We start from the raw sequence: 15,521 nt of genomic DNA, 5'->3' as shown, positions 1-15,521 counted from the left end.
CACCGCAAAGCGGTGCCTAAATCAGACCGCCATCGGCGCAGTCATTGGCGCGTGGTGTTCGTAGCCCTCGAGCGAGAAGTCGCTCGGTTCGATCTGTTCCAGCCACTCGGGCTGGTACACACCGGTCTTGGCGAACTCCGGAACACGCTCGGAAATCACCAGTTTCGGCATCGGGAACGGCTCACGGGTGAGTTGTTCGTTGAGCATGTCCAGGTGGTTTTCGTAGACGTGGGCGTCACCGATGAAATAGGTGAACCAGCGTGGCGTGTAACCGGTCAGGCGGCCGATCAGGCTCAGCAGCGCCGCGCCTTCGGTCAGGTTGAACGGCGTCCCCAGCCCCAGGTCGTTGGAGCGGATGTAGAGGGTCAGGGAGATTTCCCTGGTCTCGACATTCGGGTGGAATTGGTACAGCAGATGGCACGGCGGCAAGGCCATTTCATCGAGCTGGGCGCAGTTCCAGCCGTGGAACAGAATCCGGCGACTGCCCGGGTCCTTGATGATGGTGTCGACACACTGACGAATCTGGTCGATGGCCTTGTACAGCACCACGTAGGCCTGGCCGTTTTCTTCACCTTCGGCGATCTGCCGATAGCCCTGGCTCAGCGCCAGTTCGATAGCGGCCTGGTTGCTGGTGTTGATCTGTTTGTACGCCGGCCATTTGCGCCATTGCACGCCGTAGATCTCGCCCAGATCGTCGTCGCCCTGACGGAACGGGTTGGCCAGCCACTGAGCGTTTTCGTTGGCGTTCTGGTCCCAGACTTTGCAGCCCAGAGCACGAAACTCAGCGGCGTTGTTCACGCCGCGCAGGAAACCGACCATCTCGCCGATGGCCGACTTGAAGGCCATCTTGCGGGTGGTGATTGCCGGGAAACCTTCCTTCAGGTCATAGCGCAGCATCGCGCCGGGAAAACTGATGGTGTTCACACCAGTGCGGTTGGCCTGCTTGGTGCCGTGCTTGATGACGTGGGCGACCAGATCGAGATATTGCTTCATGAATTACCTGTGTCCTTGAACCCGGGGCCTGCGCCCCGGGATTCGAATTTAAAGCGCCGCGTCTTTGGCAGCAGGGGCTGCCGGGGCACGGTGATAGGCCAGCCAGATCAGGAACAGACCGCCGACAATCATCGGCACGCAGAGTACCTGCCCCATGGTCAGCCAGTCCCATGCCAGATAACCGAGTTGTTTGTCTGGAACACGAACGAATTCGACGATGAAACGGAAAATTCCGTAAAACAGGGCAAACATCCCGGATACGGCCATCGTTGGTCGAGGCTTACGTGAGTACAGCCAGAGGATGGCAAACAGTGCGACACCTTCCAGGGCGAACTGGTACAGCTGTGACGGGTGACGCGCCAACTGATCAGGATCGCTGAAAGGCGGGAAGATCATCGCCCACGGCACGTCGGTCGGCTTGCCCCACAACTCGGCGTTGATGAAGTTGCCAATACGCCCGGCTCCCAGGCCAATCGGCACCATCGGCGCGACAAAATCCATAAGCTCGAAGAACGACTTGCCGTTGCGCTTGCCGAACCACCAGGCCGCCAGCATGACCCCGATGAAGCCACCGTGGAACGACATCCCGCCCTTCCACACTTCGAAGATCAGGGTCGGGTTGGCCAGATAAGCACTCAGGTCGTAAAACAGCACATAACCCAGTCGGCCACCGACAATCACCCCCATCGACATCCAGAACACCATGTCGGAGAGTTTCTCCTTGGTCCAGGTCGGGTCGAAACGGTTCATCCGGCTCGACGCCAGCAGCCAGGCGCCGCCGATGCCGACCAGGTACATCAGGCCGTACCAGTGGATTTTCAGCGGGCCGATGGCCAGGGCCACCGGGTCAATCTGCGGGTAAGGCAGCATTGCGACTCCTCGTTAGAGTTGAAACCTAAAAATTCGGGGCTGGACCATGCCAATCCAGGATTAAGCCAATATTGCGACACGCTGTCAGAACAGAAAACTCAAGCCCACACAAAACAGCAATGCGGCGAACATTCGTTTCAGCAAACGCGGCGACAGCCTATGCGCCATCCGTGCGCCGAACCGTGCGAAAACCATACTGGTCAGGGCTATCCCGAGCAGCGCTGGCAAATAAATGAAACCCAGACTATGAGCCGGCAAACGTGAATCATGCCAGCCCAGAATCATAAAACTTAACGCACTCACCACGGCAATCGGCAAGCCGCAGGCCGATGAGGTGGCCACCGCCTGCTGCATCGGCACGCTACGCCAGGTCAGGAACGGTACGGTCAACGAGCCACCACCGACCCCGAAGATCGCCGACGCCCAGCCGATCACGCTGCCGGCCAGGGTCAACAAGAGCTTTCCGGGAACGGTTTGGCTGGCCTTGGGTTTGAGATCCAGGGTCATCTGCAGGGCGATGACCAAGGCAAAGACACCGATGATCTTCTGCAAGTTCGGTCCGGAGATAGCCTCTGCCGTCAGCGCGCCAACACCCGAGCCGATCAGGATCCCGACCGTCATCCAGAGAAAAATCGGCCAGCGCACCGCGCCTCTGCGCTGATGCTCGCGGACCGCGTTGACCGAGGTAAAGATAATCGTCGCCAAGGATGTACCCACCGCGAGGTGAGTCAGCACCGATGCATCGAAACCTTGCAAAGTGAAACTGAACACCAGCACCGGGACAATAATGATTCCGCCGCCAACGCCAAACAGCCCCGCCAGCACGCCTGCACAGGCGCCCAGCAGCAGGTAGAGCAGAAATTCCATGGGTGCATCCCGAAATAAGACCGGCATGGTAACGGATGCATGGCCTTGGGCTCCACTGGATGGCGATGGATACCCGCCCGATCTGTGCGTAGAGTGAGCAAAAAACACAGAGGGATAACCCCATGTGCTTGATCGTGTTCGCCTGGCGACCCGGCCATGCCCAGCCTTTGGTTGTAGCCGCCAACCGCGATGAGTTCTACGCGCGCCCGAGCCTGCCGTTGGCGCAATGGCCTGAGGCGCCGCAGATCTATGCCGGTCGGGATCTGGAGGCAGGAGGCACCTGGCTCGGAGTCGGTGCCGCTGGACGCTTTGCTGCGCTGACCAATATACGCAACCCGCATCAGCCACCGGCCCGTCGATCGCGCGGTGAGTTGGTGGCGCGCTTTCTGAACGAGAACACGCCGATTGAAGACTATTTAGCCGACGTTGTCGACAGATCGGTTGAATATGCGGGGTTTAACCTGCTGGTTGGTACGACTGATCAGTTATGGCACTACAACTCACTGGAGCCTGGGCCCGTGCTTTTGGCGGCCGGTGTCTACGGACTGTCCAATGCGGGACTCGATACTCCATGGCCGAAAGTGCTCAAGGCCAAGGCGGCATTGAGCGAGGTCCTGGACGATCCGCAACCACAGGCGCTACTCGCCTTGTTGAACGACCCACAAACCGCTCCGATCGCCGAATTACCCGACACCGGGGTTGGCCTCGCTACCGAGAGTCTACTGTCGAGCGTGTTTATCGCCAGCCCCAGCTATGGCACCCGAGCCAGCACGGCGCTGATCGTTCGGGCCGACGGCTCGCGGCACATCGTCGAGCGCAGCTTCGGACCCTATGGCGGGCATTTGGGGGAGGTTGAGCTGAGGGTTTAATCCCAAGGATCGTTCCCACGCTCTGCGTGGTAACGCATCCCGTGACGCTCCGCGTCACCGGCGCAGAGCGTCGAAGGCTGCATGCCCACGCAGAGCGTGGGCATGCTCAGTAAGGACTTAAAGCGCCTTCATCGCCGCCGGATTGATCATCCGCGCCAGCCCGAGATTCTTCAGCGCCAGTTGCAGCGAGCTGTGGATAACTTGCGGGTTGTCGATGGTCATCAGCTCGGCCAGCAGTTCCCTGGCCTTGCTCAGGTTGATCTGGCGCAGCATCCACTTCACTTTCGGCAAGTTGGTGGCGTTCATCGACAGGCTGTCAAAGCCCATCGCCATCAACAACACCGCCGCCGCAGGATCACCGGCCATCTCTCCGCAGATACTCACCGGTTTGCCTTCGGCATGGGCGTCGCGCACGACACTCTGCAAGGCTTGCAGCACGGCTGGGTGCAGGTAGTCGTAGAGGTCGGCAACCCGGGGGTTGTTACGATCCACCGCCAACAGATATTGGGTCAGGTCGTTGGAGCCGACCGAAAGGAAGTCCACCTGCCGCGCCAGTTCCTTGGTCTGATACACCGCTGCGGGGATTTCGATCATCACGCCAACCGGCGGCATCGGTACGTCGGTGCCTTCGTCGCGCACTTCGCCCCAGGCGCGGTGAATCAGGTGCAGCGCCTCTTCCAGCTCATGGGTGCCGGAGATCATCGGCAGCAGGATTCGCAGGTTGTTCAGGCCTTCGCTGGCCTTGAGCATGGCGCGGGTCTGGACCAGGAAGATTTCCGGGTGGTCGAGGGTGACGCGGATCCCGCGCCAGCCGAGGAACGGGTTGTCTTCTTTGATCGGGAAATACGACAGCGACTTGTCGCCACCAATGTCCAGGCTGCGCATGGTCACCGGTTGCGGATGGAAGGCAGCGAGTTGCTCGCGATAAATCGCCAGCTGCTCCTTTTCGCTCGGGAAACGCTGATTGATCATGAACGGCACTTCGGTGCGGTACAGACCCACGCCTTCTGCGCCACGCTTCTGCGCTCGCGCCACGTCCGCCAGCAGGCCGGTGTTGACCCACAGTGGCATGCGGTGACCATCGAGGGTCACGCACGGCAAGTCGCGCAGCGCATCCAGCCCCAGGGCCAGTTGCCGCTCTTCTTCGACCACTTCGGCGAATTGCTTGCGCAACACCTCACTCGGGTTGGTGTAGACCTCGCCGTGGTAGCCGTCGACAATCATCTGGATGCCGTCGACCTTGGAGTACGGCAGGTCAACCAGACCCATCACCGTCGGGATACCCATGGCACGGGCCAGGATCGCCACGTGGGAGTTGCCCGAACCCAACACCGAGACCAGGCCCACCAGCTTGCCTTCCGGCACCTCGCCGAGCATCGCCGGCGTCAGTTCTTCGCTGATCAGAATGGTGTTGTCAGGGTAGACCAGCGTCTGCTGGCGCTCCTCTTGCAAATAGGCCAGGAGACGGCGGCCCAGGTCCTTGACGTCCGATGCCCGCTCGCGCAGGTAGGCGTCGTCCATCAATTCGAAACGATTGACGTGATCGGTGACCACCTGGCGCAAGGCGCCTTGAGCCCACTGGCCGGTCTTGATCACGGTAGTCACTTCGCTACCCAGCGAAGCATCGTCGAGCATCATCAGGTAGACGTCGAACAGCGCCCGTTCTTCAGGGCGCAACTGGGTGGCGAGCTTTTCCGACAGCGTGCGCATATCGGCGCGCACACCTTCGATGGCGGTCTTGAACAGCCCCAGCTCGGCGTCGATGTCGGTGATGGTCTTGTCCGGCACCACGTCCAGATCCGCCGGTGGCAGCATGACCACCGCCGTACCGACCGCGGCACCGGGCGAACCGGGTACGCCGACGAACTTGGCTTCCTGAATGCCTTTGCCCTGACGCCCCAGACCGCGGATCGAGCCAGTGGCTTCGGCGTGAGCGATAACCCCGGCAAGCTGGGCGCTCATGGTCACCAGGAAGGCTTCTTCACCTTCATCGAACTGGCGACGTTCTTTTTGCTGAATGACCAGCACGCCGACGACGCGGCGGTGGTGAATGATCGGTGCGCCAAGGAAGGAGGCGAAGCGCTCCTCGCCGGTTTCGGCGAAGTAGCGATAACGCGGGTGATCAGCGGCGTTTTCGAGATTCAGGGGTTCTTCACGCGTGCCGACCAGGCCGACCAGACCTTCGTTGGGCGCCATGCTGACCCTGCCGATCGAGCGCTTGTTCAAGCCCTCGGTGGCCATCAGCACGAAGCGATTGGTCTCTGGGTCCAGCAGATAGACTGAGCAGACCTGGCTGCCCATGGCTTCTTTGACGCGCAACACAATAATCCCCAACGCCGCCTTGAGATCCTTGGCGGAGTTAACTTCCTGGACGATCTTGCGCAGCGTATTGAGCATGGCTCGGGGTCGAACTCCGTCGTCAGTCGCGCGCTAAAAGGCGCGGGGCAAGCTCTTTGAGGGCGCGTCGATACACCTCGCGCTTGAATGTCACTACCTGGCCCAACGGATACCAATAGCTGACCCAGCGCCAGCCATCGAATTCCGGTTTGCCGGTCAAATCCATCCGCACCCGCTGCTCGTTAGAGACCAGGCGCAGGAGAAACCATTTCTGTTTCTGGCCGATGCACAGCGGTTGACTATGCGTCCTCACCAGACGTTGCGGCAAACGATAGCGCAACCAGCCCCGAGTGCAGGCGAGAATTTGCACATCTTCGCGTTCCAGACCCACTTCTTCGTTCAACTCACGGTACAAGGCGTCTTCCGGTGTCTCCTGAGGGTTGATACCACCCTGCGGAAACTGCCAGGCATCTTGATTGATACGGCGAGCCCATAGCACCTGGCCGGCATCATTCGTCAGAATGATCCCAACATTGGGGCGGAAACCATCTGGGTCGATCACGGCAACAACCTCGCAAACGCATGTCGCCGCATTGTTCCACAAAGGCTGTGAAAGCAGCAACGAGCCGGCCTACCTTATGTGCACTCTTGTGAAAAGACCGTATTCTGGACGCCTTTTTACAGACTTTTCAGCGAGTAACTGCAATGCGCCTGGCTTTATTCGACTTGGACAACACGCTTTTGGGCGGTGACAGTGACCACGCCTGGGGCGATTACCTGTGCGAACGGGGCATCCTCGACGCTGTCGCCTACAAGGCGCGTAACGATGAGTTCTACCAGGATTACCTGGCCGGCAAACTGGACAACGCCGAGTACCTGAACTTCTGCCTGGAAATCCTCGGCCGCACCGAGATGGCCAAGCTGGACGAATGGCATCGCGACTACATGCGCGATTGCATCGAACCGATCATGCTGCCCAAGGGCATCGAGCTACTAGCCAAACACCGGGCCGCCGGCGACAAGCTGGTGATCATCACCGCCACCAACCGCTTCGTTACCGGGCCGATTGCCGCACGCCTGGGCGTCGAAACCCTGATCGCCACCGAGTGCGAAATGATCGACGGCCGCTACACCGGGCGCAGCACTGACGTGCCGTGCTTCCGTGAAGGCAAGGTGACGCGCTTGAATCGTTGGCTGGAAGAAACCGGATTTAGCCTGCAAGACAGCTACTTCTACAGCGATTCGATGAATGATTTTTCGCTACTGGAACAGGTGACGAATCCGGTGGCGGTAGATCCTGATCCAAATTTGCGGGCTGAGGCCGAGAAACGGGGTTGGCCGGTGATTTCGCTGCGCGACTGATGACACCATCGCGAGCAAGGGTTCCTGTAGGAGCGAGCTTGCTCGCGATAGGACCGGCACTATTTCTGGATTTAAACCGGCTTGGCGCCCATCAATCCTGAAATGGCAATGAAGCAAACAAAGCTGAAAACCGCCAACGCCAAGGTGAATTTCAAATTGCTCGCCGCCTGCGCCACCCGCAGGCGATTGAGCCGTATCAGCAGCCATAACCAGCTCAGCGCGCCGAACATATAGATCACGCTGGAGGCCAGAACCCAGGTCTGCCCCAGTGGCCAGCCCACCAGGTGCGCCATCCACCAGCCGCTGAACGGCAAGCTCAGCAGCGCAACCCCCATCACCAACCAGACGAACAGCCACGGCCGATGCAAGATGCGGGTGTAGATCGTCGCATCACCCTTGCTGTCACCACGCCATACCCGGATTGCCAATCCCAACGCGCTGCCCAAGAGCAGCACCGTCGCCAGGACGTGGGCTATTTTCAGGGCGGTAAGCGTTTCCATGTATACGACTCCTTAGGCCGTGACCATCAGCGTAGTCACTCAACCGAGGAACAGTTGATACGCCGGATTATTGCTTTCATCCCAGTATGGGTAACCGATCTCTGCCAACGCTGCCGGCACCAGATGGCGTTCATCGGCAGGCACTTGCAGGCCTGCGACCACTCGCCCATCGGCAGCACCGTGGTTGCGGTAGTGGAACATCGAGATATTCCAGCGACCGCCGAGTTTGTTGAGGAAGTTGAACAGCGCGCCCGGTCGCTCCGGGAACTCGAAGCGCAGCACTATCTCATCGCTGACCCGCGCCGCATGACCACCCACCATATGACGAATGTGCAACTTGGCCAGTTCGTTGTCGGTCAAGTCGAGTACCGGGAAACCCTGAATCATAAGGCTACTGATCAACGCACTGCGCGGATCGTTTTCCGGGTGCGTCTGCACGCCGACGAAAATGTGCGCTTCGCTGCCGGTGTTGTAGCGATAGTTGAATTCAGTGATCTGACGTTTGCCGATGGCTTCGCAGAATGCCTTGAAGCTGCCGGGCTTTTCCGGAATGGTCACGGCGATGATTGCTTCGCGCCCCTCGCCCAATTCGGCGCGTTCGGCGACGTGACGCAGTCGGTCAAAATTGACGTTGGCGCCGGAGTCGATGGCCACCAGAGTCTGGCCGGTGACGCCGCGCAACTCGACATATTTCTTGATCCCGGCTACGCCCAAAGCACCGGCAGGCTCAGTGATCGAGCGGGTATCGTCGTAGATATCCTTGATCGCCGCACAGATCTCGTCGGTGCTGACAGTGATCACTTCATCAACATAGTCTTTGCAGATGTCAAAGGTGTGCTGACCGATCTGCGCCACTGCTACGCCGTCGGCGAAGATGCCGACAGTCGGCAACACCACGCGCTCGCCCGCCGCCATGGCCGCTTGCAAGCAATTGGAATCGTCCGGTTCGACGCCGATGATTTTGATTTCCGGCCGCAGGTATTTCACATAAGCGGCGATCCCGGCGATCAGGCCGCCACCGCCTACCGGAACAAAAATGGCATCCAGACGCCCCGGGTGCTGGCGCAGAATCTCCATCGCCACGGTGCCCTGCCCGGCAATGGTGTGCGGATCATCGTACGGATGGATGTAGACGTAGCCTTTTTCGTCGACCAGTTTCAGCGAGTAAGCCAATGCTTCCGGGAAGGTATCGCCGTGCAGCACCACTTTGCCGCCACGGGAGCGCACGCCTTCGACCTTGATCTCCGGGGTGGTCTTGGGCATCACAATGATCGCCTTGACCCCCAGCACTTTGGCCGCCAGGGCCAGGCCCTGTGCATGGTTGCCGGCTGATGCGGTGACCACGCCGCGGGCGCGCTCCTCATCAGTCAGCTGTGTGAGCTTGTTGTAAGCACCGCGAATCTTGAACGAGAACACGGGCTGCAAGTCTTCACGCTTGAGCCAGATCTGATTACACAGCCGCTCGGAGAGCTGGCGGGCAGTCTGCAATGGAGTTTCTACGGCAACGTCATAAACGCGCGAGGTGAGGATCTTCTTGACGTACTGTTCGAGCATCGGAAAGCATCACTGAGCGGGTTGGGCAGGGCCAAGGAGTCTAACTCAGCGTTTGGCCGTGCGACCATACGAATCAAGAGGTTTTAACCGGGCATACGGCTATAATGGCGGCCTTCTGTTCCCCCTCTGCCCGCTTCGGAGCCCGCATGACCCAGGATCAACTCAAACAGGCAGTGGCTCAGGCCGCCGTCGACTTTATCCTTCCAAAACTCGACGACAAGAGCATCGTTGGGGTCGGCACAGGCTCCACCGCCAACTGTTTCATCGACGCCCTGGCCCTGCACAAGGGCGCGTTCGACGGCGCGGTCGCCAGCTCCGAAGCCACCGCGGCACGCCTCAAGGGCCACGGCATTCCGGTGTATGAGCTCAATACCGTCAGCGACCTGGAGTTCTACGTCGATGGCGCCGATGAAACCGACGAACACCTGAACCTGATCAAGGGTGGCGGCGCAGCCCTGACCCGCGAGAAGATCGTCGCGGCGGTGGCCAAGACCTTCATCTGCATCGCCGACGCCAGCAAACTCGTGCCAGTACTGGGCGCCTTCCCGCTGCCGGTCGAAGTGATCCCGATGGCCCGCAGCCATGTGGCCCGCGAACTGGTGAAGCTCGGCGGCGACCCGGTTTACCGCGAAGGCGTGTTGACCGACAACGGCAACATCATCCTCGACGTGTTCAACATGCAGATCACCAATCCGGTCGAGCTGGAAACCCGGATCAACGCTATCGTCGGTGTGGTCACCAATGGCCTGTTCGCAGCGCGTCCGGCCGACCTGCTGCTGCTGGGCACTAGCGAAGGCGTGAAAACCCTTCGCGCATGACCCTGTAGGAGCAGCCGGTCGACGCTCGATTGCTCGCGATGAGGCCGTCACAGGCGACAGAGATGTCGACTGACAGACTGCTATCGCGAGCAATCGAGCGTCGACCGGCTGCTCCTACATGGCTCTGCGGTGTTTATCAGGGTTGCGGCGGCTTCTTGAAGACGTAAAACAGATTGGGCTCACTGACCAGGTACATCGTACCCTCGTCATCCATGGCGATCCCTTCCGCTTGCGGCACGGTCTTTTGCAGCCCCTGATGCCCCCTGCTCAGTGACATCGTGCTCAACGGCCGTCCGTCGACATCCAGCTCCAGCACCAGCCTCGACTCATCCGACAGCGCCAGCAAATGCCCGCTGAGCTTGTCGTATTGCAGACTGGACAGATCGCGGACAAACAACCCGGCGTCACGCTTGGGATTGTTCACCACATGCACCGCGTACGACTTTTCAGGGTTGTAATGAGGAAAACCCTGAATCTCATAGATCAGCATCGGGTCGCGCTCCCTTGCGACGAACAGCCGCTTGCCCACCGAGTCGTATGCCAACCCCTCAAAGCCTTTGTTGCCGCTGGTGTGCACGCCGAGGGTCATCTGCTCGGCATCTGCCGCATCGAGGAACACCGTGTTGTCTTCCAGATGAATTTTGATCAGTCGCTGCCCGTGCTCATCGGCAACCACATAGGTGTCGGCGTTAATGAACTCGACAGCTTCCGGATCGCCAAACCCGATCAATGTCACACGTCGAAGGATCCGACCATCGAGGGACAGTTCAATCAACTCAGCATTTTTGTTGGTGACCGTAAACAGGCTTTTACGCACCGGGTCATAGGTCAGCGCAGAGACGTCGGCATCCAGCCCCTCGATGACCCTGGCCTCAAGCGATACCCGGTAATCCGCCAGACCAATGGATCGGGCGTCCGCAGGCTGCCACCACGCCTGCACGTTGAACCAGGCGCGCTCGAACAGTCGATAGTGCTGCCCGGCCAGTACCAGCAGCACCAGAGCGACAAGACTCACAAGCAGGAAGAACGGTTGGGGACGGGCAAGTCGGCGCATTCGGCAAGCTCAAAAACAGGACGGGCGGATGAAATACCACGACTGCATGAATTCAAACTTAATGACCGCAGGCGGCGCCTGCACCTACCGCGTACACCCATGAGTTATCAGGCGTACGCAAAGCCGTAGAAGCTATCGCCTGCGATCTTTTTGCACCCAGGCTCAGACTTCAGCGAACGCTACTGTTGAAGCTACTGACGCCTGGCAATTCCAGCACCAGTTCATCACCGACATTCAGCGGGCCGACGCCAACCGGGGTGCCGGTCAGGATCACGTCACCGGCTTGCAGCGAGAAGCAGCCGGCCATGTACTGGATCATCGGCACGATCGGGTTGAGCATGTCGCGACTGTTGCCGTCCTGACGGACTTCGCCATTGATGGTCAGGCGAATACCGATGTCGGTCAGGTCAGCAAAGGTGCTGCTGACGACGAACGGAGCCAGCACGCAAGCGCCGTCGAAGGATTTGGCGACTTCCCACGGCAGACCTTTGGCTTTCAGTTCCGCCTGCTTGTCGCGCAGGGTCAGGTCCAGCGCCGGGGCAAAACCGGAAATCGCGTCGAGTACTTCTTCGCGGCTCGGCCTGGTCGACAGTGGCTTGCCGATCAACACGGCAATTTCGGCCTCGTAGTGCACCGAGCCACGTTCGGTGGGAATCGCAAAACCGCCTTCCAGCTCGACTACGCAACTGCCCGGTTTGATGAACAGCAACGGCTCGGTAGGCACCGGGTTGTCCAGTTCCTTGGCGTGTTCGGCGTAGTTACGGCCAATGCACACCACTTTCCCGACCGGGAAGTGAATACGAGTACCGTCGACATACTGGTGCTGATAGCTCATTACCGACTCCTGCTTCATTGATTCATCTGGTACTGCTGTTTCAAAGACAGAAAGTCCCGGCCCTGGAAAGTCACAGGGCGAAAATCTTGCCCGGATTCATGATGCCGTTCGGGTCGAACACCGCTTTGACCGCTTTCATGTATTCGATCTCAACCGGCGAGCGGCTGTAGGTCAGGTAGTCGCGCTTGGTCATGCCGACGCCATGTTCGGCGGAAATCGAGCCGTTGTACTTCTCGACGGTTTCGAACACCCACTTGTTGACGGTCGCGCACTTGGTGAAAAACTCGTCCTTGCTCAGGTTTTCAGGCTTCAGGATGTTCAAGTGCAGGTTGCCATCACCGATATGGCCGAACCAGACGATTTCGAAGTCCGGGTAGTGTTCACCGACGATTGCATCAATTTCCTTCAAAAAAGCCGGGACTTTCGACACAGTGACCGAAATGTCGTTTTTGTACGGCGTCCAGTGGGAAATGGTTTCGGAGATGTATTCGCGCAGCTTCCAGAGGTTCTGCAACTGCGACTCGCTCTGGCTCATCACGCCGTCGAGCACCCAGCCCTCTTCGACGCAATGCTCGAAGGTTTCCAGGGCGTGGTTGGCCACTTCTTCGGTGGTCGCTTCGAATTCCAGCAGCGCGTAGAACGGGCAATCGGATTCGAACGGCGCTGGCACGTCGCCGCGCGCCAGGACTTTGGCCAGAGCCTTGTCGGAGAAAAACTCGAAGGCAGTCAGATCGAGCTTGCTCTGGAATGCATGCAGCACCGGCATGATCGAGTCGAAATCGGTAGTGCCGAGGACCATTGCGGTGAGGTTTTTCGGCGCACGATCCAGACGCATGGTGGCTTCAACCACGAAACCGAGGGTCCCTTCAGCGCCAATGAACAGCTGACGCATGTCGTAGCCGGTGGCGTTCTTGATCAGGTCGCGGTTCAGCTCCAGCAGGTCGCCCTTGCCGGTCACGACTTTCATGCCGGCGACCCAGTTACGGGTCATGCCGTAGCGAATCACTTTGATCCCGCCGGCATTGGTGCCGATGTTGCCGCCAATCTGACTGGAACCGGCCGAAGCGAAATCCACTGGGTAGTACAGGCCTTTTTCTTCGGCCAGGTTCTGCAACTGCTCGGTGACCACGCCCGGCTGGCAGACCACAGTGCGGTCGGTGCTGTTGAATTCCAGCACCTGGTTCATATAGTCGAACGACACCACCACTTCGCCATTGGCCGCTACCGCAGCAGCAGAAAGCCCGGTACGCCCGCCGGAAGGCACCAGCGCGATCTTGTGCTGATTGGCCCAGCGCACGATGGCCTGGACTTGCTCAGTGGTTTTCGGGAACACAATGGCCGTCGGTGCCGGGGCGAAATGCTTGGTCCAATCCTTACCGTAAGCATTCAGGGAGTCGGCATCGGTCAGCACCTTGCCAGGCTCAACCAGGGTCTTCAGCTCATCAATCAGGGCAGGATTGGTCATCGGCAGAACTCTCGAACAATTCATGGTCATCCTGAGAACGCTTCACGTCGCAGGAATGAGTGTTTAGCGGGGCGCATATGCTAGCATACCGCCCCCGCAGGATAGTGCCCAAGGCGTTCTGCGGTGACGGCTATAATGCCGCCCAGGTCAGCTCAGGCTGTCCACTTCCCTGCCATTTTTCTCCGGGACACAGGTTTACGCAGATGAGCAAGACTTCCCTCGATAAGAGCAAGATCAAGTTCCTTCTTCTCGAAGGCGTCCACCAATCGGCTGTCGACGTCCTCAAGGCCGCCGGGTACACCAGCATTGAGTACCTCACAGGTTCTCTGCCGGAAGCCCAGCTCAAGGAAAAGATCGCTGATGCTCATTTCATCGGCATTCGCTCCCGTACTCAACTGACCGAAGAGATTTTCGATCACGCGAAGAAACTGGTCGCTGTTGGCTGCTTCTGCATCGGCACCAACCAGGTCGACCTGAACGCTGCTCGCGAACGCGGTATCGCGGTCTTCAACGCACCGTACTCCAACACCCGCTCGGTGGCTGAGCTGGTGCTGGCTGAAGCGATCCTGTTGCTGCGCGGTATTCCTGAGAAAAACGCTTCCTGCCACCGTGGCGGCTGGATCAAAAGCGCGGCCAATTCCTTCGAAATCCGCGGTAAAAAGCTGGGTATCGTCGGTTACGGCTCGATCGGCACTCAGCTGTCGGTCCTGGCTGAAGGCCTGGGCATGCAGGTGTATTTCTACGACACCATCACCAAGCTGCCATTGGGCAACGCGACTCAGGTCGCCAGCCTGACCGAGCTGCTGGGCATGTCCGACATCGTCACCCTGCACGTTCCGGAAACTGCTTCCACCCAGTGGATGATCGGCGAGAAAGAAATTCGCGCGATCAAGAAGGGCGGCATTCTGATCAACGCTGCTCGCGGCACCGTGGTCGAGCTACAAGCCCTGGCGGACGCGATCAAGGACAAGCACCTGATCGGCGCGGCTATCGACGTATTCCCGGTGGAGCCTCGCTCCAACGACGAAGAGTTCGAAAGCCCGCTGCGTGGCCTGGACAACGTGATCCTGACCCCGCACATCGGCGGCTCCACCGCTGAAGCGCAAGCCAACATTGGCCTGGAAGTGGCTGAGAAGCTGGTCAAGTACAGCGACAACGGTACGTCGGTGTCCTCGGTCAACTTCCCGGAAGTGGCGCTGCCGGCTCACCCTGGCAAACACCGTTTGCTGCACATCCACGAGAACATTCCGGGTGTGATGAGCGAGATCAACAAGGTCTTCGCCGAAAACGGTATCAACATCTCCGGTCAGTTCCTGCAGACCAACGAGAAAGTCGGCTACGTCGTCATCGACGTCGACGCCGAGTACTCGGACCTGGCGCAAGAGAAGCTGCAACACATCAAAGGCACCATCCGTTGCCGCGTGTTGTTCTAAGCCTGGAGCACCAACGAAAAAAGGAGACCCTCGGGTCTCCTTTTTTATGCCTGCGATACGCTTATTTCACAGTGACGGTGATTTTCTTCGAGAGAATTGGCGGATCGAACGGCACGTGATTCTTGTCGCCCAGCTCCATCTGCAAGGTGTGCTTGCCCGGGGCCAGTTTGATGTCAGTTTCGGTTTGCGCCATGCCGAAGTGCATGTGGTTGGCGTCCTTCGGGATCGGCGCAGTTTCGGCCGGCAGCTTGTCGACGTCGATCAGCAGATGGTGGTGACCGGTGTTTTTGGTCTGGTCACCCGCTGGCGCCAGCGCCACGCCCTCGACGCCAAATCTGACCTTGAAGCTCTCACCCACCGTGGCGCCGTCCGCCGGAGAGACGATGCTCACCGTCGCGCCCTTGGGAGCCGGAGTGCGTGCAATGCTATCCGCAGCGCTCGCCAGCATCGAAGCACCCAGCAACAGGCTGGCCAAAGCAGCACGAGACATAAACGTTTTCATTCTGTTCTCCAGTTTTTCTGCGAAATCTGTACGGTTAAGACAACTTCGTCGTAATTCGTTGT

The 15,521-nt window shown here is 59.2% G+C and carries 15 protein-coding genes; 4 read left to right on the top strand and 11 right to left on the bottom strand.

The window, feature by feature from the left end; genetic code table 11:
* Positions 1 to 21 precede the first annotated feature (21 nt).
* From AC07O1_RS05450 to AC07O1_RS05440, 3 genes are all read right to left on the bottom strand, one after another.
* On the bottom strand, positions 22 to 993 hold the full coding sequence (locus AC07O1_RS05450; protein ID WP_495088140.1) for a thymidylate synthase: 972 nt from the start codon (positions 991 to 993) through the stop codon (positions 22 to 24).
* 48 nt (positions 994 to 1,041) lie between these two features.
* Entirely contained in the window at positions 1,042 to 1,863 is an 822-nt protein-coding gene (gene lgt, locus AC07O1_RS05445) for a prolipoprotein diacylglyceryl transferase (RefSeq protein WP_489069213.1), read from the bottom strand.
* 84 nt (positions 1,864 to 1,947) lie between these two features.
* Positions 1,948 to 2,730: a sulfite exporter TauE/SafE family protein gene (locus AC07O1_RS05440; RefSeq protein WP_495088139.1), complete on the bottom strand. Its 783-nt coding sequence runs from the start codon at positions 2,728 to 2,730 to the stop codon at positions 1,948 to 1,950.
* Positions 2,731 to 2,852: 122 nt separating this feature from the next.
* Between AC07O1_RS05440 and AC07O1_RS05435 the strand changes: the two genes are divergently transcribed.
* Positions 2,853 to 3,599: an NRDE family protein gene (locus AC07O1_RS05435; protein WP_495088138.1), complete on the top strand. Its 747-nt coding sequence runs from the start codon at positions 2,853 to 2,855 to the stop codon at positions 3,597 to 3,599.
* A gap of 117 nt (positions 3,600 to 3,716) precedes the next feature.
* Here AC07O1_RS05435 and ptsP read toward each other — a convergent pair whose 3' ends face one another.
* Together ptsP and AC07O1_RS05425 are read right to left on the bottom strand one after the other, a co-directional pair.
* Complete coding sequence (ptsP, locus tag AC07O1_RS05430) at positions 3,717 to 5,996, bottom strand: phosphoenolpyruvate--protein phosphotransferase (RefSeq protein ID WP_495088137.1); 2,280 nt, start codon at positions 5,994 to 5,996, stop codon at positions 3,717 to 3,719.
* Between the two features lie 22 nt (positions 5,997 to 6,018).
* The gene (locus AC07O1_RS05425; RefSeq protein ID WP_150806187.1) at positions 6,019 to 6,498 is read right to left on the bottom strand and encodes an RNA pyrophosphohydrolase; all 480 of its coding nucleotides are present in this window, start codon (positions 6,496 to 6,498) and stop codon (positions 6,019 to 6,021) included.
* Positions 6,499 to 6,641: 143 nt separating this feature from the next.
* Here AC07O1_RS05425 and AC07O1_RS05420 point away from each other — a divergent pair, with 143 nt between their 5' ends.
* On the top strand, positions 6,642 to 7,298 hold the full coding sequence (locus AC07O1_RS05420) for a histidinol-phosphatase (protein WP_495088136.1): 657 nt from the start codon (positions 6,642 to 6,644) through the stop codon (positions 7,296 to 7,298).
* A 71-nt stretch (positions 7,299 to 7,369) separates the two neighbouring features.
* Here AC07O1_RS05420 and AC07O1_RS05415 read toward each other — a convergent pair whose 3' ends face one another.
* A complete protein-coding gene (locus AC07O1_RS05415; RefSeq protein WP_495088135.1) occupies positions 7,370 to 7,798 on the bottom strand; it encodes a DUF2269 family protein in 429 nt (142 codons plus the stop codon).
* Between the two features lie 39 nt (positions 7,799 to 7,837).
* A complete protein-coding gene (gene ilvA / locus AC07O1_RS05410; protein ID WP_494990764.1) occupies positions 7,838 to 9,352 on the bottom strand; it encodes a threonine ammonia-lyase, biosynthetic in 1,515 nt (504 codons plus the stop codon).
* A 146-nt stretch (positions 9,353 to 9,498) separates the two neighbouring features.
* On the opposite strand from ilvA, the gene rpiA reads away from it, so the two are divergent.
* Complete coding sequence (gene rpiA, locus AC07O1_RS05405) at positions 9,499 to 10,170, top strand: ribose-5-phosphate isomerase RpiA (RefSeq protein WP_495088134.1); 672 nt, start codon at positions 9,499 to 9,501, stop codon at positions 10,168 to 10,170.
* Between the two features lie 136 nt (positions 10,171 to 10,306).
* Here the strand turns inward: rpiA and AC07O1_RS05400 are convergent, their stop codons facing one another.
* The 3 genes from AC07O1_RS05400 to AC07O1_RS05390 form a co-directional block, all read right to left on the bottom strand.
* Positions 10,307 to 11,224: an SdiA-regulated domain-containing protein gene (locus AC07O1_RS05400; RefSeq protein WP_495088133.1), complete on the bottom strand. Its 918-nt coding sequence runs from the start codon at positions 11,222 to 11,224 to the stop codon at positions 10,307 to 10,309.
* Positions 11,225 to 11,393: 169 nt separating this feature from the next.
* The gene (locus AC07O1_RS05395) at positions 11,394 to 12,059 is read right to left on the bottom strand and encodes a fumarylacetoacetate hydrolase family protein (protein ID WP_495088132.1); all 666 of its coding nucleotides are present in this window, start codon (positions 12,057 to 12,059) and stop codon (positions 11,394 to 11,396) included.
* A gap of 70 nt (positions 12,060 to 12,129) precedes the next feature.
* On the bottom strand, positions 12,130 to 13,524 hold the full coding sequence (locus AC07O1_RS05390) for an FAD-binding oxidoreductase (protein ID WP_494990768.1): 1,395 nt from the start codon (positions 13,522 to 13,524) through the stop codon (positions 12,130 to 12,132).
* Between the two features lie 203 nt (positions 13,525 to 13,727).
* On the opposite strand from AC07O1_RS05390, the gene serA reads away from it, so the two are divergent.
* Entirely contained in the window at positions 13,728 to 14,957 is a 1,230-nt protein-coding gene (gene serA, locus AC07O1_RS05385) for a phosphoglycerate dehydrogenase (protein WP_494990769.1), read from the top strand.
* Positions 14,958 to 15,018: 61 nt separating this feature from the next.
* Here serA and AC07O1_RS05380 read toward each other — a convergent pair whose 3' ends face one another.
* The gene (locus AC07O1_RS05380; protein WP_495088131.1) at positions 15,019 to 15,459 is read right to left on the bottom strand and encodes a DUF4399 domain-containing protein; all 441 of its coding nucleotides are present in this window, start codon (positions 15,457 to 15,459) and stop codon (positions 15,019 to 15,021) included.
* Positions 15,460 to 15,521: the final 62 nt, after the last annotated feature.

The organism is Pseudomonas sp. GW821-FHT07G10 (genome assembly GCF_059418545.1).
This window is presented reverse-complemented; position numbering and strand designations above follow the sequence as displayed.

Bases quoted from the DNA above. Each gene is read 5' to 3' on its own strand.
- AC07O1_RS05450 (WP_495088140.1), bottom strand. From the start codon at position 993: ATGAAGCAATATCTCGATCTGGTCGCCCACGTCATCAAGCACGGCACC.
- lgt (WP_489069213.1), bottom strand. From the start codon at position 1,863: ATGCTGCCTTACCCGCAGATTGACCCGGTGGCCCTGGCCATCGGCCCG.
- AC07O1_RS05440 (WP_495088139.1), bottom strand. From the start codon at position 2,730: ATGGAATTTCTGCTCTACCTGCTGCTGGGCGCCTGTGCAGGCGTGCTG.
- AC07O1_RS05435 (WP_495088138.1), top strand. From the start codon at position 2,853: ATGTGCTTGATCGTGTTCGCCTGGCGACCCGGCCATGCCCAGCCTTTG.
- ptsP (WP_495088137.1), bottom strand. From the start codon at position 5,996: ATGCTCAATACGCTGCGCAAGATCGTCCAGGAAGTTAACTCCGCCAAG.
- AC07O1_RS05420 (WP_495088136.1), top strand. From the start codon at position 6,642: ATGCGCCTGGCTTTATTCGACTTGGACAACACGCTTTTGGGCGGTGAC.
- AC07O1_RS05415 (WP_495088135.1), bottom strand. From the start codon at position 7,798: ATGGAAACGCTTACCGCCCTGAAAATAGCCCACGTCCTGGCGACGGTG.
- ilvA (WP_494990764.1), bottom strand. From the start codon at position 9,352: ATGCTCGAACAGTACGTCAAGAAGATCCTCACCTCGCGCGTTTATGAC.
- rpiA (WP_495088134.1), top strand. From the start codon at position 9,499: ATGACCCAGGATCAACTCAAACAGGCAGTGGCTCAGGCCGCCGTCGAC.
- AC07O1_RS05400 (WP_495088133.1), bottom strand. From the start codon at position 11,224: ATGCGCCGACTTGCCCGTCCCCAACCGTTCTTCCTGCTTGTGAGTCTT.
- AC07O1_RS05395 (WP_495088132.1), bottom strand. From the start codon at position 12,059: ATGAGCTATCAGCACCAGTATGTCGACGGTACTCGTATTCACTTCCCG.
- AC07O1_RS05390 (WP_494990768.1), bottom strand. From the start codon at position 13,524: ATGACCAATCCTGCCCTGATTGATGAGCTGAAGACCCTGGTTGAGCCT.
- serA (WP_494990769.1), top strand. From the start codon at position 13,728: ATGAGCAAGACTTCCCTCGATAAGAGCAAGATCAAGTTCCTTCTTCTC.
- AC07O1_RS05380 (WP_495088131.1), bottom strand. From the start codon at position 15,459: ATGAAAACGTTTATGTCTCGTGCTGCTTTGGCCAGCCTGTTGCTGGGT.